The 21,998-nt window shown below is 70.1% G+C and carries 21 protein-coding genes and 1 riboswitch; of the genes, 12 read left to right on the plus strand and 9 right to left on the minus strand.

All coding sequences use genetic code 11. The features are described 5' to 3' along the window. The first annotated feature begins 125 nt into the window (after positions 1–125). Complete coding sequence (locus ACSHXN_RS14980; protein WP_355133321.1) at positions 126–716, plus strand: N-acetylmuramoyl-L-alanine amidase; 591 nt, start codon at positions 126–128, stop codon at positions 714–716. Positions 717–773: 57 nt separating this feature from the next. Next, on the plus strand, positions 774–1,697 hold the full coding sequence (locus tag ACSHXN_RS14985; protein WP_356106814.1) for a 1-aminocyclopropane-1-carboxylate deaminase/D-cysteine desulfhydrase: 924 nt from the start codon (positions 774–776) through the stop codon (positions 1,695–1,697). A 22-nt stretch (positions 1,698–1,719) separates the two neighbouring features. On the opposite strand, the gene ACSHXN_RS14990 is transcribed toward ACSHXN_RS14985, so the two are convergent. Next, complete coding sequence (locus ACSHXN_RS14990; protein WP_355133317.1) at positions 1,720–3,315, minus strand: Na+/H+ antiporter; 1,596 nt, start codon at positions 3,313–3,315, stop codon at positions 1,720–1,722. Positions 3,316–3,410: 95 nt separating this feature from the next. On the opposite strand from ACSHXN_RS14990, the gene ACSHXN_RS14995 reads away from it, so the two are divergent. The 3 genes from ACSHXN_RS14995 to ACSHXN_RS15005 all read left to right on the plus strand — a co-directional run bounded on the left by ACSHXN_RS14995 (position 3,411) and on the right by ACSHXN_RS15005 (position 5,530). Next, a complete protein-coding gene (locus ACSHXN_RS14995; protein WP_355133315.1) occupies positions 3,411–3,671 on the plus strand; it encodes a UBP-type zinc finger domain-containing protein in 261 nt (86 codons plus the stop codon). A 273-nt stretch (positions 3,672–3,944) separates the two neighbouring features. Then, the gene (locus ACSHXN_RS15000) at positions 3,945–4,358 is read left to right on the plus strand and encodes an anti-sigma regulatory factor (RefSeq protein ID WP_331265293.1); all 414 of its coding nucleotides are present in this window, start codon (positions 3,945–3,947) and stop codon (positions 4,356–4,358) included. Next, complete coding sequence (locus tag ACSHXN_RS15005; protein ID WP_355133313.1) at positions 4,355–5,530, plus strand: RNA polymerase sigma factor SigF; 1,176 nt, start codon at positions 4,355–4,357, stop codon at positions 5,528–5,530. Before ACSHXN_RS15000 ends, ACSHXN_RS15005 begins: the two co-directional genes overlap by 4 nt. A gap of 52 nt (positions 5,531–5,582) precedes the next feature. Here the strand turns inward: ACSHXN_RS15005 and ACSHXN_RS15010 are convergent, their stop codons facing one another. Next, complete coding sequence (locus ACSHXN_RS15010) at positions 5,583–6,032, minus strand: hypothetical protein (RefSeq protein ID WP_059128820.1); 450 nt, start codon at positions 6,030–6,032, stop codon at positions 5,583–5,585. A 137-nt stretch (positions 6,033–6,169) separates the two neighbouring features. Between ACSHXN_RS15010 and ACSHXN_RS15015 the strand changes: the two genes are divergently transcribed. Both ACSHXN_RS15015 and ACSHXN_RS15020 read left to right on the plus strand, forming a co-directional pair. Beyond that, positions 6,170–7,138 carry a diacylglycerol/lipid kinase family protein gene (locus tag ACSHXN_RS15015; protein WP_331265296.1) on the plus strand — a complete coding sequence of 323 codons (969 nt, stop codon included), beginning with the start codon at positions 6,170–6,172 and terminating at the stop codon, positions 7,136–7,138. Between the two features lie 314 nt (positions 7,139–7,452). After that, on the plus strand, positions 7,453–7,710 hold the full coding sequence (locus tag ACSHXN_RS15020) for a WhiB family transcriptional regulator (RefSeq protein ID WP_016639615.1): 258 nt from the start codon (positions 7,453–7,455) through the stop codon (positions 7,708–7,710). Between the two features lie 177 nt (positions 7,711–7,887). Here ACSHXN_RS15020 and ACSHXN_RS15025 read toward each other — a convergent pair whose 3' ends face one another. The 3 genes from ACSHXN_RS15025 to ACSHXN_RS15035 all read right to left on the minus strand — a co-directional run bounded on the left by ACSHXN_RS15025 (position 7,888) and on the right by ACSHXN_RS15035 (position 11,751). Beyond that, on the minus strand, positions 7,888–9,354 hold the full coding sequence (locus ACSHXN_RS15025; RefSeq protein ID WP_355133552.1) for a sensor histidine kinase: 1,467 nt from the start codon (positions 9,352–9,354) through the stop codon (positions 7,888–7,890). A gap of 409 nt (positions 9,355–9,763) precedes the next feature. Beyond that, positions 9,764–10,471, minus strand: a complete 708-nt coding sequence (locus ACSHXN_RS15030) for a TetR/AcrR family transcriptional regulator (RefSeq protein WP_355133310.1) — start codon at positions 10,469–10,471, stop codon at positions 9,764–9,766. A 206-nt stretch (positions 10,472–10,677) separates the two neighbouring features. Next, positions 10,678–11,751 carry an SIS domain-containing protein gene (locus ACSHXN_RS15035; protein WP_355133308.1) on the minus strand — a complete coding sequence of 358 codons (1,074 nt, stop codon included), beginning with the start codon at positions 11,749–11,751 and terminating at the stop codon, positions 10,678–10,680. Between the two features lie 221 nt (positions 11,752–11,972). Here ACSHXN_RS15035 and nagB point away from each other — a divergent pair, with 221 nt between their 5' ends. Further along, positions 11,973–12,758 (plus strand): glucosamine-6-phosphate deaminase, encoded by a 786-nt coding sequence (nagB, locus tag ACSHXN_RS15040; protein WP_355133306.1) that lies wholly within the window; start codon positions 11,973–11,975, stop codon positions 12,756–12,758. A gap of 67 nt (positions 12,759–12,825) precedes the next feature. On the opposite strand, the gene ACSHXN_RS15045 is transcribed toward nagB, so the two are convergent. From ACSHXN_RS15045 to ACSHXN_RS15060, 4 genes are all read right to left on the minus strand, one after another. Then, positions 12,826–14,319, minus strand: a complete 1,494-nt coding sequence (locus ACSHXN_RS15045; RefSeq protein WP_355134153.1) for a glycoside hydrolase family 3 protein — start codon at positions 14,317–14,319, stop codon at positions 12,826–12,828. A 10-nt stretch (positions 14,320–14,329) separates the two neighbouring features. Continuing rightward, positions 14,330–15,178 (minus strand): carbohydrate ABC transporter permease, encoded by an 849-nt coding sequence (locus ACSHXN_RS15050; protein ID WP_355134155.1) that lies wholly within the window; start codon positions 15,176–15,178, stop codon positions 14,330–14,332. Beyond that, positions 15,175–16,161, minus strand: coding sequence for a carbohydrate ABC transporter permease (locus tag ACSHXN_RS15055; protein WP_355134157.1), 987 nt, complete (start codon positions 16,159–16,161; stop codon positions 15,175–15,177). The genes ACSHXN_RS15050 and ACSHXN_RS15055 overlap by 4 nt, the downstream gene beginning before the upstream one ends. A gap of 163 nt (positions 16,162–16,324) precedes the next feature. Further along, positions 16,325–17,611 carry an extracellular solute-binding protein gene (locus ACSHXN_RS15060; RefSeq protein WP_355134159.1) on the minus strand — a complete coding sequence of 429 codons (1,287 nt, stop codon included), beginning with the start codon at positions 17,609–17,611 and terminating at the stop codon, positions 16,325–16,327. A 446-nt stretch (positions 17,612–18,057) separates the two neighbouring features. Between ACSHXN_RS15060 and ACSHXN_RS15065 the strand changes: the two genes are divergently transcribed. The 4 genes from ACSHXN_RS15065 to ACSHXN_RS15080 all read left to right on the plus strand — a co-directional run bounded on the left by ACSHXN_RS15065 (position 18,058) and on the right by ACSHXN_RS15080 (position 21,685). Next, on the plus strand, positions 18,058–18,822 hold the full coding sequence (locus ACSHXN_RS15065) for a GntR family transcriptional regulator (protein WP_059128813.1): 765 nt from the start codon (positions 18,058–18,060) through the stop codon (positions 18,820–18,822). A gap of 316 nt (positions 18,823–19,138) precedes the next feature. Next, entirely contained in the window at positions 19,139–19,405 is a 267-nt protein-coding gene (locus ACSHXN_RS15070) for a DUF3311 domain-containing protein (protein WP_181923155.1), read from the plus strand. Beyond that, on the plus strand, positions 19,402–21,030 hold the full coding sequence (gene mctP / locus ACSHXN_RS15075) for a monocarboxylate uptake permease MctP (protein ID WP_355134161.1): 1,629 nt from the start codon (positions 19,402–19,404) through the stop codon (positions 21,028–21,030). Before ACSHXN_RS15070 ends, mctP begins: the two co-directional genes overlap by 4 nt. Before the next feature lie 148 nt (positions 21,031–21,178). Beyond that, a complete protein-coding gene (locus tag ACSHXN_RS15080; RefSeq protein WP_355134163.1) occupies positions 21,179–21,685 on the plus strand; it encodes a GNAT family N-acetyltransferase in 507 nt (168 codons plus the stop codon). A gap of 52 nt (positions 21,686–21,737) precedes the next feature. Beyond that, positions 21,738–21,877, plus strand: a riboswitch (cobalamin riboswitch). Positions 21,878–21,998: the final 121 nt, after the last annotated feature.

The raw sequence follows: 21,998 nt of genomic DNA on the forward strand, positions 1-21,998 counted from the left end.
GGGTGCTGACCGGATCGGCTCGCACACCGTGCGAACGGCTGGCGCGAGCAGGGCCGCCGCCGGTACAAGCGGCACTACGAGGCGGACGCGTCCGGCGCCCGTCACGCAGCGCGAAGGAGGCGGCCATGGCCCCACCCATGACCGCGGGCACGCTCCTCGACCGGCTCAGGGCGGCGGGCGTCACCGTCGTCGAGGTCGGCGACTGGGAGCACCACAACCGCAATCTCCAAGGCCCCTGGGGCCCGGTCCACGGGGTCGTGATCCACCACACCGCGATCCCGGACGCCGGACGGGCCGTGTCCGTCTGCCGCGACGGGAGGGCCGGGCTGCCGGGACCGCTGTGCCACGGTGTGATCACCAAGGACGGTGCGGTGCACCTGGTGGGCCACGGCCGCGCCAATCACGCCGGGCTCGGCGACGACGACGTACTGCGCGCGGTCGTCGCCGAGAAGGCGCTGCCCCGGGCGAACGAGGCGAACACCGACGGCAACCGCCACTTCTACGGCTTCGAGTGCGAGAACCTCGGCGACGGCAAGGACCCCTGGCCCACGGCGCAGCTCGACGCGATCGAGAAGGCGGCCGCGGCGATCTGCCGCCACCACGGCTGGTCGGAACGCTCCGTGATCGGCCATCTGGAGTGGCAGCCGGGCAAGGTCGACCCGAGGGGCTTTTCGATGACCTGGCTCAGGGGCCGGATCCGCGACCGCCTGAAGTGACCCGGGCCGGCGCACACCGGGCGGCGCCACCTGCGTCAGGTGTCCGACAATGGCGGGGTGACCAGCCCCGATGTGCCGCATCCCGAAGCGCTCGAGGCGGCGGCTCTGCGCCCGTCGCTGCCGTCGCCCCTCCAGGAGGTCGCGGACGAGCGCTTCGCGCGGCACGGTGTCCGCCTGCTGCTGAAGCGGGACGACCTGATCCATCCGGATCTCGTGGGCAACAAGTGGCGCAAGCTCGCTCCGAACCTCCGGGCGGCGGCCGGCCGGGACCTGCTCACCTTCGGCGGCGCCTACTCCAACCATCTGCGGGCGACGGCCGCCGCGGGCCGCCTGCTGGGGACGGACACCATCGGGGTGGTCCGCGGCCAGGAACTGGCCGACCGCCCGCTGAACCCCTCCCTCGCCCGGTGCGTGGCCGACGGCATGCGGCTGCACTTCGTCGACAGGTCGACGTACCGCCGCAAGGCGGAGCCGGAGACCCTGGCGGGCATCCTGCGGGAGACGGGTGCGCAGGACGCCTACGTGGTGCCGGAGGGCGGCAGCAACCACCTCGCCGTCCACGGCTGCGTGGCACTCGGCGGGGAACTGCGCGGCCGGGCCGACGTGGTCGCGGTCGCCTGCGGCACCGGCGGCACACTGGCCGGTCTGGCCGCCGGTCTCGCCCCCGGCCAGCGGGCCCTGGGGATACCGGTGCTCAAGGGCGACTTCCTGGCCGCGGACGTAGAGGCTCTGCAGAGGAGCGCCTTCGGCGCCCGCCGCGGCACCTGGACCCTGGACACCCGCTTCCATTTCGGCGGGTACGCCCGCGTACCCGCCGAACTCGAGACCTTTGCCGACGACTTCGGGACCCGCCACGGCCTGCCGGTGGAACGTCTCTATGTCGCCAAGCTGCTGTACGGACTTGTCGCTCTGGCCGAGGGGGGCGCGTTCACGCGCGGGACGACGCTGGCCGCCGTGATCACGGGCAGGCCCTTCGCCTAGACGCGGTGGCCGGCGCACCGGCTCACGTGGTCTCCCGGTAGGCCGCCGCCTCCTCCAGGTCCAGCCGTCGCAGCAGCGTGCGGAGCATCTCGTCGTCGATGTAGCGGTGGTTGCGGAGCCGCACGAAGACCTCCCGCTCCGCGCCGATCATCTGACGCGACAGCCGGCGATAGGTGTCGTCGTGTGTTTCGCCGGTGACCGGGTTCACCGAACCGAGCCGCTCCCAGACGGCGTTGCGCCGGCGTTCCAGGACCATGCGCAGCCGGTCCGCGAGCGGCGGCGGCAGGGCGTTGCGCTCGTCGTCGAGAAGGGCCTCGAGATGGGTCTCGGCCGCCCGGGAGGCCTGCGCCTGGGCATTGGCCTCCGCGAGGGTCTCCGCCTGCACGTCACGCCCCGGCAGGCGCAGCCACCGGATCAGCGGGGGCAGGCTCAGCCCCTGCACCACCAGTGTGCCGATCACCGTGGTGAAGGTCAGGAAGAGGATCAGATTGCGCGAGGGGAAGGCGCTGCCGTCGTGCATCGTCCGGGGGATCGAGAAGGCGATGGCGAGCGAGACCACCCCCCGCATCCCGGCCCAGCCGATGACGAACGACCCCTTCCACGTCTGGCCCTCCTCGCGCTCCCGGATGCGTCTGAACAGCGCGCGCGGCACATGGGTCACCGGGTACACCCACACGAACCGCGACAGGACGACCACCAGGAACACGGCCACCGCGTACCAGGCCGCGCGCAGGCCCTCGTACGCGCCGAGACCTCTCAGCACGACCGGCAGTTGCAGTCCGATGAGCGCGAACACCGCCGACTCGAGGACGAACGCGACCATCTTCCACACCGCCTCCTCCTGGAGCCGGGTCGCGAAGTCGACCTGCCAGTTGTGGTAACCGAGGTAGAGGGCGACGACGACCACGGCGAGCACCCCGGACGCATGGACCCACTCCGCGGCGCCGTAGGCGACGAACGGGATCAGCAAGGAGAGGGTGTTCTGCAGCAGCGCCTCCTTCAGATGGGTGCGCAGCCAGTGGATCGGCATCATCAGCAGCAGACCGACCGCCACACCTCCGAACGCCGCCACCAGGAACTCCCGCGTCCCGTCCGCCCAGGTCGCGCCCTCGCCGACCGCGGCGGCGAGGGCCACCTTGTACGCGGTGATCGCGGTGGCGTCGTTCACCAGCGACTCGCCCTGCAGGATCGTGGTGATCCGCGACGGCAGCCCCACCCGCCGCGCGACCGCCGTCGCCGCGACCGCGTCCGGCGGCGCGATCACGGCGCCCAGCACCAGTGCGGCGGTCAGCGGCATGCCCGGCACGATCAGATACACCGCCCAGCCCACCGCGAGCGTCGCGAACAGCACGTAGCCGACGGACAGCAGCGCCACGGGCCGCATCTGCGCCCTCAGGTCCAGATACGAGCTGTCGGTGGCCGCCGTGTACAGCAGCGGGGGAAGCACCAGCGGCAGCACGATCTCGGGATCGAGGGTGTAACCGGGCACGCCCGGCAGGTACGAGACCACGAGACCCGCCGCGACGAGCAGCAGCGGCGCGGGCACCGGGGTGCGCCGCGCCAATCCGGCCACAGTGGCGCTCCCCGCCACCAACAACAGCAACGGCAACACGTTCATCGTCCTCGCCCGCCCTCGTCGTCCCCACGGTTTCCCGGCCCTGCCTGCCCGGATCTCCGCGCGGCTTCGCGCGGACCCGTCGTAACCTGGCCATCATGAAACAGTGCACGCACGCCAACGCGCTGCCGCACCCCGAGCCCGAGCCCCGGAGCGCGACATGCCTGGAGTGCCTCGCCGCCGGTACGCACCCGGTGCAGCTGCGGCTGTGCCTTCAGTGCGGGCACGTCGGCTGCTGCGACTCCTCGCCCCTGCGGCACGCGACGTCGCACCACAGCGAGAGCGGCCATCCCGTGATGCGCACCTTCGAGCCGGGCGAGGACTGGCGCTGGTGCTTCGTCGACCATGTACTCGTCTGACCGGAGGATCCCTGCTCGTGTGACTCTGGATCAGGACGGTTCGGCGGTCTGACGTCTGGGTACGTCAAACCGGCGCACGCTCTTCCCGATTGGGCCCGCAGACCTCTAGCCACTGTGCGTATTCATGTGTTTACTATGAGTGACAGCTGGGGTCGGGGTCCCGAGGACAGGAAAGCCGGTGGCGCGATAGCGTCACCGCTGAACCACATAGGGCGTTACCCCGAGGGGCGACCCTCGGCCCCCGAAAATGCTTGTACCACCTTGGAGGTGAGGGTGTCCCAGATCGCAGGCGACCCCGCGACCCAGGACTTCGTGGAAGTCCGGCTTCCGGCAGCGGGTGCCTACCTGTCGGTGCTGCGCACGGCCACGGCCGGTCTCGCGGCCCGTTTGGACTTCACCCTCGACGAGATCGAGGACCTGCGCATCGCCGTCGACGAGGCCTGCGCGATCCTGCTGCAGCAGGCCGTGCCGGGCTCGGTGCTCAGCTGCGTCTTCCGGCTCATCGACGATTCGCTCGAGGTGACCGTCTCGGCTCCCACGACGGACGGTCACGCCCCCTCGCGGGACACCTTCGCCTGGACCGTTCTGTCGGCCCTGGCCGGCAAGGTCTCCTCCGCGGTCGCCGACGACAAGACCGTGTCCATCAGCCTCTACAAACAGCGCGGCGCGGGACCCGGGCCGGCGTGACGAACGGGGACGGGCCGGTGCGGGACGAAGAGCGCGGCACACGAGAGCTCTCCGCCGGGAACGACGTCGGCCCGAGCGGGTCGCGGCGCATGGCGGAAGGCGTGGACGGCATCCCCGAGCAGGCCCGTCCGCACCCGGAGGACGAGGCTTCGGCGCTCGCGGCACCCCAGGCGGGTTCGGCCGCGGCGGACGAGGCGCTCCCCGTCCGGGGCGGCGGCCGGCGGGCGAGCGGCGGCGCCACGCGGAGCACGTCGTCCGGAGTGAGCGGGGCCTCCCCGGCTCATGAAGGCCCCTCCGCTCGAGCCGAGTCGGGACCGGGGGAGGAGCCGACGGCTTGGGGAAGGGTGACGGGCGGGACGATGAGCGAGCACGAGCGAAACGCCGAGCAGAGCGTGCCGGGTGGCGCCCAGCACGACCCACAGGACCGCACCGGAGCGCGGGCCATGTTCGTCGAGCTGCGCAAGCTGAAGGAGGGCAGCGCCGAGTACGCGGAGCTGCGCAATCAGCTGGTCCGGATGCATCTGCCGCTCGTCGAGCACCTCGCGCGCCGCTTCCGCAACCGGGGCGAGCCCCTGGACGACCTCACCCAGGTCGCCACGATCGGGCTGATCAAGTCGGTCGACCGCTTCGACCCGGACCGCGGAGTCGAGTTCTCCACCTACGCGACCCCGACGGTCGTCGGCGAGATCAAGCGCCACTTCCGCGACAAGGGGTGGGCGGTGCGGGTGCCGAGGCGCCTGCAGGAGCTGCGCCTGGCCCTGACGACGGCCACGGCCGAACTCTCCCAGCAGCACGGCCGCTCCCCCACCGTGCACGAGCTGGCCCAGAAGCTGGCCATCTCGGAGGAGGAGGTCCTGGAGGGCCTCGAGTCCGCCAACGCGTACTCGACGCTGTCCCTGGACGTCCCGGACACCGACGACGAGTCCCCCGCGGTCGCGGACACGCTCGGCGCGGAGGACGAGGCACTGGAGGGTGTCGAGTACCGGGAGTCGCTGAAGCCGCTGCTCGAGGATCTTCCGCCGCGGGAGAAGCGCATCCTGCTGCTCCGCTTCTTCGGGAACATGACGCAGTCGCAGATCGCGCAGGAGGTGGGCATCTCGCAGATGCATGTCTCGCGCCTGCTGGCCCGGACGCTGGCGCAGCTGCGGGAGAAGTTGCTGGTCGAGGAGTGACGTGGGGCGACCGGGTTCCGGTCGCCCCACGTGCCCGAACCGGCCGGGCCGGCTACTTGGGGTTCTCCGCGTTCCCGGGTCCCCGGATGCCCAGCGCCCGGGTCGTCGCCGGGTTCACGAGAAGGACCAGTGCCGCGACCGCGACGACCGCGAGCGCGATGCCGCCCGGGATCGCCATGCTGTCGGCCTGGAGCAGGTTGTAGGCCACGGGCAGCGCCATGATCTGCGTGATGACGGCGGGTCCCCGGCTCCAGCTGCGCCGCAGCAGCAGACCGCGCGCGGCCAGCAGGGGCAGCAGCGCGAGCACGATCAGGGTGACACCGCCGGTGACGGCCTGCTCGCGGTCGTCCGGCGAGCCCGTCAGGCCCAGCACGAGAATCCAGGCCCCGGCGACGACCAGGGCGAGGCCCTCCAGTCCCGCCAGCGCCGCCGCGGCGATCAGCCGCCCGGCACGGGGCTCGGCTTCGGGGGTCTCACGGGTGGGGTTCTGCTCAGCGCTCACCCCTGAAGGGTATCGGCCGGGCGGACACCCGCCGCCGGCCCCTTCGCCCCGACTGTGCCCAAGGCCACGGCCCTGCCTCTTACCGGATCCCTACCTCGGTCTGGGCCGAGTACCGCCCAGTAGGTACCCTGCAGTCCATGCGTGCACTTCTCGTGGTCAATCCGGCAGCCACCACCACAAGTGCGCGCACACGTGACGTTCTGATCCACGCGCTGGCGAGCGAGATGAAGCTCGAGGCGGTCACCACGGAGTACCGCGGGCACGGACGCGACCTCGGCCGCCTCGCCGCGGAGAGCGAGGACATCGAGCTGGTGGTCGCCCTCGGCGGCGACGGCACGGTCAACGAGGTCGTGAACGGACTGCTGCACCATGGGCCCGACCCCGACCGGCTTCCGCTCCTCGCCGTGGTCCCCGGCGGCTCGACCAATGTCTTCGCCCGCGCCCTGGGTCTGCCCAACGACGCGGTGGAGGCCACCGGCGCGATCCTCGACGCCCTGCGCGAGAAGCGCGAGCGCACGGTCGGTCTCGGCCTCGCCGCCGGCACGCCGGGCACTCCGGACGAGGCGGTGCCCTCCCGCTGGTTCACCTTCAACGCCGGCCTCGGCTTCGACGCGGGCGTGGTCGGCCGGGTCGAGCAGCAGCGGGAGCGGGGCAAGCGTTCGACCCATGCGCTGTATCTACGCCAGATGGTGCGTCAGTTTCTGGACGAACCGAACCGCAGGCACGGAACGATCACTCTGGAGCGGGACGGGGAGGAGCCGGTCACCGATCTCGTCCTGTCCATAATCTGCAACACGGCGCCCTGGACGTTTCTCGGCAATCGTCCGGTGTACGCGTCGCCTAAGGCCTCGTTCGATACCGGGCTCGACGTGCTCGGCCTCAGTCGCGTGTCCACGGTCTCGGTTGCCCGATATGCGACCCAGTTGCTCACTTCGTCCCCCGAACAGGGGCCCCGCGGCAAGCATGTGGTCTCACTGCACGACCTGAGTGACTTCACCTTGCATTCGAAGGTCCCCTTGCCCCTTCAGATGGACGGCGACCATCTAGGACTGCGTACGAGCGTGACGTTCACAGGCGTACGCCGTGCACTGCGTGTGATTGTGTGAGCAGAAGGGGCTAAAGTCCTTTCACTCGAACGTTTAGGCCAGGATCCACCCCTTGGAAGTACGGCTGTGACCGAGTCGACACCAAGGAATCAAAAAAAACTTTCCGGAAGGGGTTGTATCCGCCGCTGAGGTTTGCGAGTCTCTACGTGGCGCTCGGGACGGCCCGCTTCATCGGCCCCACAGAGAGCCCGAACCCCTCCTCAATCCACAGGACCACGTCAGTGAGTCTGACGGCCCTTCACTTGTTGAGGGATTCGTGAAAGCGTTCACATTCACAAGCAATCTGCACGTAATACCACGGAGAGGTAGCAGCCATGGACTGGCGTCACAACGCCGTTTGCCGCGAGGAAGACCCCGAGCTCTTCTTCCCCATCGGCAACACCGGTCCTGCGCTGCTGCAGATCGAGGAAGCCAAGGCCGTCTGCCGTCGCTGCCCGGTTATGGAGCAGTGCCTGCAGTGGGCGCTCGAGTCCGGTCAGGACTCCGGCGTCTGGGGTGGTCTCAGCGAGGACGAGCGCCGCGCCATGAAGCGCCGCGCCGCCCGCAACCGGGCTCGTCAGGCCTCCGCCTGACGCACCCGCCCCGTACGAGCCTGGGCTTGGCGGCGCGTACAGCGAGTACGCATCTCCCGCTCCCGAGCCGCAGCGCGCAGTACCCACGATGCGCAGCAAATAGCTGACAACTGAGCTTTAGCCCCGGGCCACTTGTGGTCCGGGGCTCATTGCTGTCCGGTGTGGGCCGCGCCGCCCTCACTTCTGCGAGCGGACCGGGATGTCCAGGATCACCCGTGTACCGCGTTCCGGGGCCGGGACCATGTCGAAGGTGCCGCCCAACTCGCCTTCCACCAGCGTCCGTACGATCTGCAGGCCGAGATTGCCCGCCGTGTGCGGGTCGAAGCCCTCGGGCAGGCCGACCCCATCGTCCTGGACGGTGACCAGCAGGCGGGCCTCCTTGGTGGTGCCGCCACGGACCGCCGAGACCTCGACGGTGCCGGTGTCGCCCTGCCGGAAGCCGTGTTCGAGGGCGTTCTGCAGGACCTCGGTCAGCACCATGGAGAGCGGGGTCGCGACCTCCGCGTCCAGGATCCCGAAGCGTCCGCTGCGCCGGCCGGTCACCGAGCCGGGCGAGATCTCGGCGACCATCGCGAGCACCCGGTCGGCGATCTCGTCGAACTCCACCCGCTCGTCCAGGTTCTGGGACAGCGTCTCATGCACGATCGCGATGGAGCCCACACGCCTGACGGCCTCCTCGAGCGCCTCACGCCCCCGCGCGGACTCGATGCGACGGGCCTGGAGGCGGAGCAGGGCGGCGACCGTCTGGAGGTTGTTCTTCACCCGGTGGTGGATCTCCCGGATGGTCGCGTCCTTGGTCATCAACTCGCGTTCGCGGCGCCGCAGTTCGGTGACGTCCCGGAGCAGGACGAGCGAACCTATCCGCGTGCCCTTGGGCTTGAGCGGGATCGCGCGGAACTGGATCACCCCGTCGTGCGCCTCGATCTCGAACTCGCGCGGCGCCCAGCCGCTGGCCACCTTGACGAGCGCCTCGTCCACCGGACCCCGGGTCGGGGCGAGTTCCGCGGTGGTCTTCCCGAGGTGATGGCCGACGAGGTCCGACGCGAGGCCCATGCGGTGGTAGGCCGACAGCGCGTTCGGGGACGCGTACTGGACGATTCCGTCGGCGTCCAGCCTGATCAGCCCGTCGCCGACACGCGGCGAGGCGTCCATGTCGACCTGCTGGCCGGGGAAGGGGAAGGAGCCCGCCGCGATCATCTGGGCGAGGTCGGAGGCGCTCTGGAGATAGGTCAGCTCCAGGCGGCTCGGGGTCCGCACGGTCAGCAGATTGGTGTTGCGCGCGATGACGCCGAGGACCCGGCCCTCGCGCCGCACGGGGATGGACTCGACCCGCACCGGGACCTCCTCGCGCCACTCGGGATCCCCCTCGCGCACGATCCGGCCCTCGTCCAGGGCCGCGTCCAGCATGGGGCGGCGGCCGCGCGGGACGAGATGGCCGACCATGTCGTCCTGGTACGAGGTGGGGCCGGTGTTGGGGCGCATCTGGGCGACCGAGACGTACCGCGTGCCGTCGCGGGTGGGCACCCACAGGACCAGATCGGCGAAGGAGAGATCGGAAAGCAGCTGCCACTCCGACACCAGCAGGTGCAGCCACTCCAGGTCGGAGGCGCTGAGGGCGGTGTGCTGGCGGACCAGCTCGTTCATGGAGGGCACGTGAGCGAGGGTACCTGGGGCACCGAGCGGCGATCGAAACCGGCCGAACGGACGGTCGGCGGGTGACGGCGCGCAGACGCCCCGGAAACACCCGCGGGCCGCGGCGCCTGGGAGGGACCCTCAACCCTCCCGGCACCGCAGCCCGGAGCAGCAACGGCCGTGGGGTGTGCGGTCCCGGTCGGCCGAAGGTCGAGGAGCCGGAGCAGTCAGGGCAGAGAGCGCCGGATCCTCGGTCCGCCTTCCTGTGCGGGGAAGACGGAGGTCTGTGTGTCTCGTCCGCTCGCCCGCGCGACGAGGGACTCACCGTGTCTGGACCTGGTGGACTAGACCACGTCCAGGACCATGGTGCTGCGTCGGAGGGCGTGTGTCCATGAGTTGGTGGATGTTTGTTGTTGTCTCTTTATCGGACATCCCCCGACGACGCACCGGCAGAGTAGCCGTCTTCGGCCCGCACCCGGGGCCAGTTCGCCATCGCCATGTCGGCAAGTGCTTCCAGCTCCCCCCGGCTCGCGCCGTCGCGCGCCTGCTGGGACATGCCCTGGATGATCGCGCGGGCGTACCGGGCGAGCGCGCGGGCATCGGTGCCGGAGGGCAGTTCACCGGCGGCGACACCGGCCTTGACCCGGCTCTCGAAGACGGCGACGTCCTCGTTCCGCCGCACCCGGAGCATTTCCTTCACCTCGGGGGTCGTGCAGTTGGTGGCGGCGTGGATGACGAGGCAGCCGTGCGGGTGCCCGGCGGCCGTGTAGAGATCGGCCGCCTCGCCGAGCATGCGCCGCAAAGCCCCGCGGACCGTCGGCTCCTCGGCGAGGGCGCGCTCGCCGAAGGACCCGTACCGGTCGCAGTAGACGCCGACCGCCTCCTCGAACAGCGACCGCTTGTCGCCGAACGCGGCATACAGACTGGGTGCGCCGATCCCCATGACCTGGGTGAGGTCGGCCACGGAGGTGGCCTCGTAGCCGCGCTCCCAGAACGCGAGCACGGCCTTGTCGAGCGCGGCTTCCCGGTCGAAGGAGCGGGGGCGGCCGCGCGGCCGCCCGACGGGGTGTCCCCGACCGGCGGCCGGAGCGGGCCCGGACCGCGGTTCCTTCTCCCGGCTGTTCACCATGAAGGTGGATTTTATAGCGGGTGCTAGAGAAAAGAACCCTCGCTACGGGCACGAAGGCCCGGCATCGCGCCGCCCATCACGGCCGGCTTCCGGACCCACCGGCTCCGGAGGCCGGCCGTGACCCCGAAAGCCGGAAGCGGCGAAGGTCCGGGAGCCGCGAAAGTCCGGGAGCCGCGACGGCGGGACAGCCCGTCTCCCGCGTCGCCTCAGTGTGTCTCCGTCACCTTGGCCAGGGCGCGCGGGGCGTCCGGGTCCTGACCGCGCGCGATGGTGACCTCGTACGCCAGGAGCTGGAGCGGAATGATCTCCAGGATCGGCTGGACCTCCTCGGCCACTCCGCCGGTCGGCAGGACGAAGCCCGCCGAGGCCTGCTCGACCGCACCGGCGGGCCCGATGACGACGAGGTCGGCACCGCGGCCGCGCAGCCGGTCGAGCACCGGCTGGAGTGCGGCGCCGCCCTTGCCGTCCGTCACCACGGCGATGACCGGTGAGACGTTGTCGACCATGGCGAGCGGGCCGTGCAGCAGATCGGCGCCGGAGTAGGACAGGGCAGGGATGTAGCTGGTCTCCATCAGCTTCAGAGCGGCTTCCTTGGCGGTCGGATAGCCGTAGCCGCGCGAGGTGATGACCATGCGCTCGGCGAAGCGGTAGCGGGAGGCGAGGGTGCGGACCTCGTCCCGGCGTGCGAGCAGTTGCTCGGCGAGGTCGGGCAGGGCCTTCGCGGCGGCGCCGTCACCGCCGCGCAGGCCCTCGACGAAGAGGTACAGGGCGAGCAGGGAGGCGGTGTAGGTCTTGGTCGCCGGGAGGGCCTTCTCCGGTCCGGCCATGATGTCGATGTGGTACTCGGACACGGCCGCCAGCGGTGAGTCGGGGTTGTTGGTCACGGCGAGCGTGAGGGCACCGGCCTCCCGCGCGGCCTTCGTCGAGGCGACCAGGTCCGGGGAGCCGCCGGACTGGCTGACGGTGACGACGAGGACATCGGTGAGATCGGGGCGGGCGCCGTACGCGGTGGTCGTGGACATCGAGGTGAGACCGCAGGGCAGACCGAGGCGGATCTCCAGCAGGTACTTGGCGTAGAGCGCGGCGTTGTCGGAGGTGCCGCGGGCGGTGAGCAGCACGAACCGGGGCCTGCGCGCGGCGATCTCCCGTGCCACCTCCTGGATGCGCGGTGCGCCCGTGTCCAGGATCCGGCGCAGCACGGCGGGCTGCTCGGCCATCTCCCGGGCCATGATCCGCCCGGGCGGATCGTCACTGCGCGGGTTCACGGCGGGAGCGGTCATGGGGCCTCCTCGGATGGTTCACCGGTACGGCGGGGCGCCGGCCGACTCCATTCCACTCCCCCGCCCCGCGTCCGGAGCATCCGGGGTGCGAACCGGGCATGACGGGCACGGGAACCCCGCTTGCGCGGGCCGTTCCCCGGAGCGAGTGTCTGCTAGATTGGTCTATACCACATATGCTCCTTCGGTTCCCGGCGAGCCCTCTGAAGATCGGCAGGCCCAGCGTGGAAGTTGTCATCGTCCCGGACGCCAAGGCAGGTGGCGAGCTCATCGCCGAGGCCATGGCGCAGCTGCTCCGGCGCAAGCCCGACGCCCTGCTCGGGGTGGCGACCGGCTCCACCCCGCTGCCCGTGTACGAGGCGCTGGCCGCCAAGGCGGCCACCGGCGGCGTGGACACGTCGCGGGCCCGGATCGCCCAGCTCGACGAATATGTGGGACTGCCGGCCGAGCACCCCGAGTCGTACCGCTCGGTTCTGCGGCGCGAGGTGCTGGAGCCGCTCGGGATCGGCATGGACGCGTTCATGGGACCGGACGGCACCGCCGAGGACGTGCAGGCGGCCTGCGAGGCGTACGACCGCGCGCTGGCCACGGCCGGCGGCGTGGACGTGCAGCTGCTCGGCATCGGGACCGACGGTCACATCGGGTTCAACGAACCGTGCTCCTCGCTCGCGTCGCGCACGCGGATCAAGACGCTGACCGAGCAGACCCGGATCGACAACGCACGCTTCTTCGACGGCGACATCGACCAGGTGCCGCAGCACGTCATCACGCAGGGCATCGGCACCATCCTGGAGGCGCGGCACCTTGTGCTCCTCGCCACCGGGGAGGGCAAGGCCGACGCGGTCGCCGCCACGGTGGAGGGCCCGCTCGCGGCGGTCTGCCCGGCCTCCGCGCTCCAGCTCCACCGCCACGCCACGGTCGTGGTGGACGAGGCGGCCGCCTCCAAGCTGAAGCTCGCCGGCTACTTCCGGCACACCTACGCCAACAAGCCCCGGTGGCAGGGCATCTAGGCACGCAGGGATCGCACGCGGGCGCCGGCCGTCCCCGAGGGGACGGCCGGCGCCCGCGTCGTTGCGGCTAGGCGCCCGCGATGACCTCCGCCGCCGCCCGGCCGCACACCCGCGCCGCGCCGTACGTGGCGATGTGCAGGGCGCCGCGTGGCGCGGCCTGCGGAACACCCATCTCGACCACGATCGTCCCGGGGCGCTGCGCAAGCAGCATGTCGAGGACACCGGCCATCCACGGGTGACGGTGCTCGTCCCGGACCACGGCCACGATCCGCCGCTCCCCGGCGGCCTCCAGCGCGGCCCGCCCGGCTTCCTCCCCCGCGAAGCTGCCGGTCTCCGTGCCCGGAAGCAGCCGGGACAGTTCCGCCGCCACCCCCCATGGCGTCTCCGTTCCCACCGCGATGTTCGCGACCGGGGTGAGGGCGGCGACGAAGGGCGGCTCGGTGAGCGGGGTGAAGCCCTCCGCGCCGGTGACCCTGAGTGCGCGCCGGGCCGCCACCAGGCCGATGCCGTCGTCGCCGGACGCCCCCGCCGAGGCGTCGGCGGCCGTGGCCGACGCCGTCCACCGGGCCAGGTCCCGGACCCGTTCGGCCGCCTCGGCGAGCCGTTCCTCGGCCAGCTCACCCTCGCGCACGGCCGTGACCAGCGCGTCCCGCAGACGGCGTACCGTCTCGTCGTCCGCGAGACCACCGCCCACGCAGATGGCGTCCGCCCCGGCCGCGACGGCGAGGACGCTGCCGCGCTCGATGCCGTAGGTCGCGGCGATGGCCTGCATCTCCATACCGTCGGTGACGATCAGGCCGTCGTAGCCGAGCTCGCCGCGCAGCAGTTCGGTCAGGACGCGCCGGGACAGCGTGGCCGGACGGTCCGGGTCCAGGGCCGGGACCAGGATGTGCGCGCTCATCACGGCCCGTGTGCCGGCGGCGATGGCCGCGCGGAACGGAGCGAGTTCGCGCTCCTGGAGCACCGAGGGACCCGCGTCGATACGCGGCAGCGCGTGATGGGAGTCGACCGCGGTGTCGCCGTGGCCGGGGAAGTGCTTGGTGCAGGCCGCCACACCGGCCGCCTGCAGGCCGGTGACGTACGCGGCGGTGTGCCTGGCCACCAGCTCCGTGTCCGCGCCGAAGGAGCGCACCCCGATGACCGGGTTCGCCGGGTTGGAGTTCACGTCGGCCGACGGGGCCCAGTCGAGGTTGACCCCGCACTCGGCGAGCCGGCGCCCGAGTTCGTGTGCCACCCGGCGGGTCAGGTCCACGTCGTCCACCGCGCCCAGGGCGTGGTTGCCGGGGAAGGAGGATCCCGCTCTCACCTCCAGGCGGGTGACGTCGCCTCCCTCCTCGTCGACGGCGACGAGTACGTCGTCGCGTTCGGCGCGCAACTGGGCGGTCAGCGCGGCGAGCTGCTCCCGCGAGGCGATGTTGCGGCCGAACAGCCCCACCGACGCCAGGCCCTCGCCGAGGCGCCGCAGCAGCCATTCGGGGGCGGTGGTACCGGTGAAGCCGGGCTGGAGGACCGTCAGCGCGTCGCGCGTGAGGGTGTCGGTGCCGCTGGCGAATGTCGTCATCGGGTCGGGGTTATCCCTTCACGGCGCCCGCGGTGAGGCCCGCGGCCATCTTGCGCTGGACGAGGAGGAAGAGAACGACGATCGGCACCGCCATCATCGTGGAGCCCGCCATCATCGGGGCGTACTCGGTGCCGTGCTTGGTGGTGAAGTTGCCGAGCCAGACGGTCGCTGTCTGGTTCTCCTGGCTCATCAGCATCAGGGCGTACAGGTACTCGTTCCAGGCCTGGATGAAGCCGTAGACCGAGGTGGCGACCAGACCCGGGGCGAGCAGGGGGAAGACCACCCGCAGGAACGCGCCGGTGCGCGAGCAGCCGTCGACCATCGCGGCCTCCTCCAGCTCGCGCGGGATGTTGACCACGAATCCGCGCAGCGTCCACACCGTGAACGGGAGGATGAAGGTGAGGTAGGTGATGATCAGACCGGTCAACTTGTCGTACTGACCGAGGTCGTTGAGCAGCAGGAAGACCGGGATGATCATGGAGACCGCCGGGACCATCTGGACCGCCAGAATGCCCACGATCACGATCTTCCGGCCGCGGAAGGCGAAGCGGGAGATGGCGAGCGCGGCCAGCAGGCCGACGACGATGCCGATGGCGACGACCGACAGCGACACGATCAGGCTGCGCCCGACCGGTCCCCAGAAGTCGGCGATGTCCAGCGCCCGGCGGAAGTTGTCCAGGGTGAGGCCCGTCGGCAGCAGGCTCGGGTCGGGATCGATGGCGTCCTTGGCCGGCTTGAAGGCCGTGTCGACCATCCAGTAGACGGGGAAGCCCGCGGTGACGAAGACGAGCAGGCCGAGAAGGTTCCAGCCGAGCCGGGACGTTCCGCGGCGGCGCCCCCCGGTGGCGATGGCGCTCATTCGACCTCTCCGATCTTCAGCATCTGACGCATGTACACGGCGACCACACCGAGCAGCAGCAGCACGGTCAGCAGGGCGATCGCCGAACCCTGCGCGTAGTCGTTGACGACGAACGCGCGGTCGTAGGAATAGGTCTGGAGCAACTGGAACTCCTGCTCCGGATGGCCGTTGCGCATCACGAAGACCTGCGGGAAGACGCCCATGTCCCAGATCACCGAGAGGGTCGTGAGCATCACGATGATCGGCTTGAGGATCGGCAGGGTGACGTGCCGGAAGACGCCCCACCCGGTCGCACCGTCCAGGCGGGCCGCTTCCTCCAGCTCCTTGGGCACCTGGGTCAGGCCGGCCGAGAGTGTGATGACGACGAACGGCACCGCGCCCCACACCACGAGAAGCATGATCACGGCGAGGCCCTGGGGTCCGCTCGCGAACCAGTTGTGCCCGATCAGCTCCACTCCGGGCAGCCTGCTGAGCAGTGCGTTGAGGATGCCGTAGTCCGAGTCGAAGAGCCACTTGAAGACGGTGGTGGCCACGATGACCGGCATGCCCCAGCTGGCCACCAGCACGATGTTGATCAGTGTTTTCAGCCAGCCGGAGACCCGCTGGAGCAGCAGTGCGATCAGCATGCCGACGACCATGGTGAAGATCACGCAGCCGGCCGCGAAGACGATCGTGCGCACTACGACGGCCCAGAACTCGCCGTCCCCCAGCACCGTCGTGAAGTTGGCGAACCCGACCGACTCGGCGGGCTGGAACCCCCAGAGCTGGGACTGTCCGAACTTCTGGAAGGACAGGGTGACCAGGCGGACCAGCGGATAGCCCATGACCAGGACGAGGATCAGCAGGCAGGGCGCCAGCAGCAGCCATGGGACCGGGGCCCCGTTCGCCGTGCGTCCTCTGCGTGGCCCGTCCGGGAGGGCCCGTTGTGGCGCCGGCCGCGGAGGCGGCACCTTGGCGGGGGTGGTCGTGTCTGCGGCACTCATCGCGCGCTCCTCAGGAGTCCCTCAGGTCGTACAAGGGCGAAGCCCCGCACGGTCGTACGAAGGCGGAACCCCGCACGGCGCACGGGATCAACGCCCGCAGCGGCCGTACGGGAGGCAGGGCCCCGCCCCGGATCCCCCGGGGTCACGGGGCCCTGCGCTCAGGTCACTTGGTGTTGATGACCTTGTCGATCGCGGCGTCCGCGTCCTTCGCGGCGTCTTCGACCGACTTCTTGCCGGTGCCGATGTTCTGCAGCATGGTCTGCAGGATCTGCGCCTTCTCGACCTGGCCCCAGCCCGGTGCCATCGGGACGAACCAGTTGGACTCGGCCGCCGTCGCCGGAACCACAGTCGCCGGGTCGTTCTTCAGCGTGGCGAGGTCGGTCTTGTTGTTGGGCAGGTTGCCCTTGGCCATCAGGCCCTTCTGGCCCTCGGAGCCGGTGAACGCGTTGATCCACTCGGCGGCCAGCCCCTGCGCCTTGGACTTCACCGGGATCGCGAGGTCCGAACCGCCGAGGAACACCGGGATGTTCTTGCCGGACGGGCCGGGCATCACGAAGTTCTCGAGGTTGTCCTTGAGCTTGCCCGTCTTGTCGTTCTTCGGGTCGGCCGCGGTCGCGCCCTCCCACGCGGCGCCGAAGATCATGGCGGACTTGCCCTGGCCGTAGACGATGTAACGGTCCGACTCGTCCTTGGTCTTGTCCCCGTGCATGTACTTGTCGACGATCGACTTGAAGTCGTTCAGCCCCTTGAGGGACTCCGGCGAGGAGAGGTTGGCCTTCCACTGGCCGCCCTCCTCCTTGGCGATCGAGCCGCCCGCGTCGTAGACGAAGGACATCGCCGCGTACCAGTCGCGCGTCGGCTGGTACCAGGCGTTGAACTTGGCGCCCTCCTTCTTCTGGATCTTGTCCAGGTCGGCGGTCAGCTCCTGGTACGTCTTCGGCGGTGTCTTGATGCCGACGGAAGCGGCGACGTCCTTGCGCCAGTTGGCGACGCGGCCGCCGGCGTAGTAGGGGACGCCGTACGTCTTGTCCTCGTACGTCACCGAGGCCTTGAGGCCGTCCAGCCACTGCCCGGAGTTGTCGAACGTGGACGGGTCGACGGGGGCGAAGGCGCCCTTGACCATGTAGCCGAGCATCTCGGTGTTGCCCATCTCGACCACGTCGGGCGCCTTGTCGGTGGCGAGGACCGCGTCGAGCTTCGTGTTCTTGTCCGGCCAGCCGTAGTACTCGTGCTTGATCTTGAGGCCGGGGTGCTTCTTCGTCACGGCGTCGTCGGCGGCCTTCACCAGCGCGGGCCAGTTGTTCTGGGCGTCGACCGTCAGCCAGACGGTGAGTTGCTTGGCGTCCGTTCCCTTGTCCGACCCCCCGGACTTGCTGTCACTGTCCCCGCACGCCGCGATGGAGACCATCATGCCCGCGATTCCGATCGCCGCTATCAGCTTGCGCTTCACGCCATCCTCCTCAGGGATGCCACCAACCCCCCTTGTCCCCGCGGCGACTGACGACGAGTACCGCCCGTGGGGCCGGGAACTGGACCAATGGTGTAGACCAGTGCGGGAAGCTTGGCCCAGACCAATAGGAGTGTCAAGGGTGTTTACCGCGCTCAGGGCCTCCGTTATGCGACCTACATATGCAAGAACCTTTAAGTAGGGTCCCAGCGAAAATAAGTAGCAACCCTGCGAAATCGGGTGGACCACTTCGGGCGTGCCCGACTGGACCACTTCAGGCCTGGTGGACTAGACCAGCGGGAGTGCCGAAGGTATACAGAGGAGATCCCCGGCCACTTGACGGGGATCGCGGAGCATGCGGGACGTCCCCCCATGGAGCCGTGCCACGATGTGAGCCGAGGCCGACGGCGTGTCGGTCGCTTCGGCATCCGGAGCCGGGAAGGCAGAGCATGAGCACCGACGTCAGCAGTGCGGAGAGCGAGGGCGGTCCGACCGTCCGCACCGCGCGCGTGCCCAAGTACTACCGTCTGAAGAAGCATTTGCTCGACATGACGGAGACACTGCCGCCGGGGACGCCGGTGCCGCCGGAGCGCACGCTGGCCGCGGAGTTCGACACCTCGCGGACGACGGTGCGCCAGGCCCTGCAGGAACTGGTCGTCGAGGGACGGCTCGAGCGCATCCAGGGCAAGGGCACGTTCGTCGCCAAGCCCAAGGTCTCCCAGGCGCTCCAACTCACCTCGTACACCGAGGACATGCGCGCCCAGGGTCTGGAACCGACCTCCCAGCTGCTGGACATCGGGTACATCACCGCCGACGACACGCTCGCCGGACTGCTCGACATCTCGGCCGGCGGCCGGGTGCTGCGCATCGAGCGGCTGCGGCTGGCGAGCGGCGAGCCGATGGCGATCGAGACGACGCACCTGTCCGCGAAGCGCTTCCCGGCGCTGCGGCGCTCGCTGGTGAAGTACACCTCCCTCTACACGGCGCTCGCGGAGGTGTACGACGTCCATCTCGCCGAGGCCGAGGAGACCATCGAGACATCGCTGGCCACCCCGCGCGAGGCCGGTCTGCTCGGCACGGACGTGGGCCTGCCGATGCTGATGCTCTCCCGGCACTCGCTGGACCGGGAGGGCAAACCGGTGGAATGGGTGCGGTCCGTGTACCGCGGGGACCGGTACAAGTTCGTGGCCAGGCTCAAGCGACCGCAGGAATGAGCCAACCGCGCCCGGTCGCGGAGCGTGACGGCTTCATTCCCGGGCTCCCCGGAGCCGTACCGGGCCCTGCGCGGTCGCCGCGCCGGGCCGCTCCCGGGCCCGCGCCGGGCCGCACTCCGGCGCGCCCGGACGCCCGTGCGTGCGCGCCCCGACCCTGACCTGCTGCTCCCGTTTCACGAAGATCGGCACGCCCTCGCCGCGGAGTTTCCATTGCTGTTGGAAACCGATGTACGGACGGGGGCTTCCGCTTTCCTTACACGTCACCTACATTGCCTGCGCGTTACATCGGTGATCAGTGAGGGGACGGAACCGCTCGATGTCGAATCAGCCAAATACGAGCAGAGCACCGGTGGTGACGCCCATGCGCGTCGTCATCGCCCTCTGCCTCGTCGCACCCTTCGTAGCCATGCTGTGGGTCGGCTCCTACGCGAAGATCGACCCCACCTTCATCGGTATCCCGTTCTTCTACTGGTACCAGATGCTCTGGGTGCTGATCTCCACGGCACTCACGATGATCGCTTACAAACTGTGGCAGCGTGACCAGCGCGCCCGTGCCGACCACAAGGGAGGTGCGGCGGAATGAAGGACGGCGTGAACGGCGTCGCGCTCGGCGTCTGCATCTTCTTCTTCCTGGCGGTCACCGTCCTGGGCTTCATGGCGGCGCGGTGGCGCAGGGCCGAGAACGAGCACAGCCTCGACGAGTGGGGCCTCGGCGGCCGCTCGTTCGGCACCTGGATCACCTGGTTCCTGCTCGGTGGTGACCTGTACACCGCGTACACCTTCGTGGCGGTACCGGCGGCGATCTACGCGGCGGGCGCGGCGGGCTTCTTCGCGGTGCCCTACACGATCATCGTCTACCCGCTGATCTTCACGTTCCTGCCCCGGCTGTGGTCGGTGTCGCACCGGCACGGATACGTGACGACCTCGGACTTCGTGCGCGGCCGCTTCGGGTCCAAGGGCCTGTCGCTGGCGGTGGCGGTCACCGGCATCCTGGCGACGATGCCCTACATCGCGCTCCAGCTGGTCGGCATACAGGCCGTGCTGGACGTGATGGGCGTGGGCGGCGGCGAGAACACGAACTGGTTCGTGAAGGACCTGCCGCTGCTCATCGCCTTCGGTGTCCTGGCGGCGTACACGTACTCCTCGGGTCTGCGGGCGCCCGCGCTGATCGCATTCGTGAAGGACACGCTGATCTACATCGTCATCGCGGTGGCGATCATCTACATCCCGATCAAGCTGGGCGGCTTCGACGACATCTTCGCGAAGGCGGGCCAGGCGTTCAGCCAGGTCAACCCGGCGACCGGCAAGCCGCGCGGCGCCCTCGCACCGCCCGAGGCGGGCCAGTGGACCTACGCGACGCTCGCCCTGGGATCGGCGCTCGCGCTGTTCATGTACCCGCACTCGATCACGGCGACGCTTTCCTCGCGCAACCGCGAGGTGATCCGGCGCAACACCGCGATCCTGCCGCTGTACTCGCTGATGCTGGGCCTGCTGGCGCTGCTCGGCTTCATGGCGATCGCGGCCGGTGTGAAGGTCCAGAACGGGCAGCTGGCGATTCCGCAGCTGTTCGAGAACATGTTCCCCGACTGGTTCGCCGGCGTGGCCTTCGCGGCGATCGCCATCGGCGCGCTGGTCCCGGCGGCCATCATGTCGATTGCGGCCGCGAACCTCTTCACGCGGAACATCTACAAGGACTTCATCAAGCCCGACGCCACACCCGCCGAGGAGACCCGGGTCTCCAAGATCGTGTCGCTGCTGGTGAAGGTGGGCGCCCTGGTCTTCGTGCTGACCATGGACAAGACGGTGGCGATCAACTTCCAGCTGCTCGGCGGGATCTGGATCCTGCAGACCTTCCCGGCCCTGGTCGGCGGCCTGTTCACCCGCTGGTTCCACCGCTGGGCGCTGATCGCGGGCTGGGCCGTCGGCATGATCTACGGCACGGCCGCGGCCTACGGAGTCGCCTCGCCCACCCAGAAGCACTTCGGCGGCTCGGCCAAGGAGATCCCCGGCATCGGCGAGATCGGCTACATCGGCATGACGGCGTTCGTGCTGAACGTCGTGGTCACGGTGGTGCTGACCTTCGTCCTGAAGGCGGTCAAGGCCCCCGAGGGCACCGACGAGACCGTGCCGGGGGACTACACGGCGGACGCGGGCGACCCGGGCGTCGAGTCGGAGCTGCCGCCGGCGACCGCGGGGACGACCCACTGACCGGCACACGGGAGACCTCCCGGGGGCGGGGCCACGGCCCCGTGCGGTTCCGCCCCTGAGGCACCTCCGGTCATGTACGACCCGCGACGGGCCGCCGACAGCAGAAATGCGGCGGCCCGTCGTCGTGCCCGTCGGGCACACTCGGCCCATGGACATCCTGATCCGGCAGGCCACCCCCGACGAGTACGGCGTCCTCGGCGAGATCACCGCCCAGGCCTATCTCCAGGACGGCCTCCTCGACTTCGGCGAGAGCGACTCCTACCTCGGGGAGCTCAGGGACGTCGCGAAGCGGGCGGCCGCCGCCGAGGTGCTGGTGGCCGTGGCGGACGGGGAGGTGCTGGGCGGGGTCACCTTCGTGCCGGCCGGCGGCACCATGGCCGACATCTCCCGGCCCGGGGAGGCCGAGATACGGATGCTCGCGGTCGCCCGCGCGGCGCGCGGGCTCGGCGCCGGCGAGTCCCTGGTCCGCGCGTGCGTCGACCGCGCCCGCGCCGCGGAGGGCTGCGACCGGATCGTTCTGTCCACCCAAGCCGTGATGCACGCCGCCCACCGCATCTACGAACGTCTGGGCTTCGTTCGCACGCCCGAGCGGGACTGGAATCCCTTCCCCCACCTCGACGACATCACTCTTCTCGCCTACGAGTTGACGCTCTGAAACGAGCGCGACACAACATCTGGGGGTGACACCCCCGTCCGGCACAAGATGTATGCTCATGCTCGCTGTCGCCGCAGGGGAATCCGGTGCGAATCCGGAACTGTCCCGCAACGGTGTACTTGTGCATGTCCGTCCTCCCGACGGGCGCGTACAAGCGTCAGTCCGAGGACCTGCCGACAGTGCGCCCGACCGATCCGGCCCGGGCGCCTGACGTCCGGGCCTCGTGGAATGGGCCGGTGGACGCGACGCCCCGTGCGCTCGTGAGCTGCCCCCTGCCCTCCGCCAGGCCCCCGTGCCGAGCGAGGGAGAGCCC

This window comes from Streptomyces sp. HUAS TT11, from assembly GCF_051553595.1.
Classification (GTDB): Bacteria; Actinomycetota; Actinomycetes; order Streptomycetales; family Streptomycetaceae; genus Streptomyces.

Coding starts and splice junctions, on each gene's coding strand:
- ACSHXN_RS14980 (WP_355133321.1), top strand. CDS start 126: ATGGCCCCACCCATGACCGCGGGCACGCTCCTCGACCGGCTCAGGGCG.
- ACSHXN_RS14990 (WP_355133317.1), bottom strand. CDS start 3,315: ATGAACGTGTTGCCGTTGCTGTTGTTGGTGGCGGGGAGCGCCACTGTG.
- ACSHXN_RS14995 (WP_355133315.1), top strand. CDS start 3,411: ATGAAACAGTGCACGCACGCCAACGCGCTGCCGCACCCCGAGCCCGAG.
- ACSHXN_RS15015 (WP_331265296.1), top strand. CDS start 6,170: ATGCGTGCACTTCTCGTGGTCAATCCGGCAGCCACCACCACAAGTGCG.
- ACSHXN_RS15020 (WP_016639615.1), top strand. CDS start 7,453: ATGGACTGGCGTCACAACGCCGTTTGCCGCGAGGAAGACCCCGAGCTC.
- ACSHXN_RS15025 (WP_355133552.1), bottom strand. CDS start 9,354: ATGAACGAGCTGGTCCGCCAGCACACCGCCCTCAGCGCCTCCGACCTG.
- ACSHXN_RS15030 (WP_355133310.1), bottom strand. CDS start 10,471: ATGGTGAACAGCCGGGAGAAGGAACCGCGGTCCGGGCCCGCTCCGGCC.
- ACSHXN_RS15035 (WP_355133308.1), bottom strand. CDS start 11,751: ATGACCGCTCCCGCCGTGAACCCGCGCAGTGACGATCCGCCCGGGCGG.
- ACSHXN_RS15045 (WP_355134153.1), bottom strand. CDS start 14,319: ATGACGACATTCGCCAGCGGCACCGACACCCTCACGCGCGACGCGCTG.
- ACSHXN_RS15050 (WP_355134155.1), bottom strand. CDS start 15,178: ATGAGCGCCATCGCCACCGGGGGGCGCCGCCGCGGAACGTCCCGGCTC.
- ACSHXN_RS15055 (WP_355134157.1), bottom strand. CDS start 16,161: ATGAGTGCCGCAGACACGACCACCCCCGCCAAGGTGCCGCCTCCGCGG.
- ACSHXN_RS15065 (WP_059128813.1), top strand. CDS start 18,058: ATGAGCACCGACGTCAGCAGTGCGGAGAGCGAGGGCGGTCCGACCGTC.
- ACSHXN_RS15070 (WP_181923155.1), top strand. CDS start 19,139: ATGTCGAATCAGCCAAATACGAGCAGAGCACCGGTGGTGACGCCCATG.
- mctP (WP_355134161.1), top strand. CDS start 19,402: ATGAAGGACGGCGTGAACGGCGTCGCGCTCGGCGTCTGCATCTTCTTC.
- ACSHXN_RS15080 (WP_355134163.1), top strand. CDS start 21,179: ATGGACATCCTGATCCGGCAGGCCACCCCCGACGAGTACGGCGTCCTC.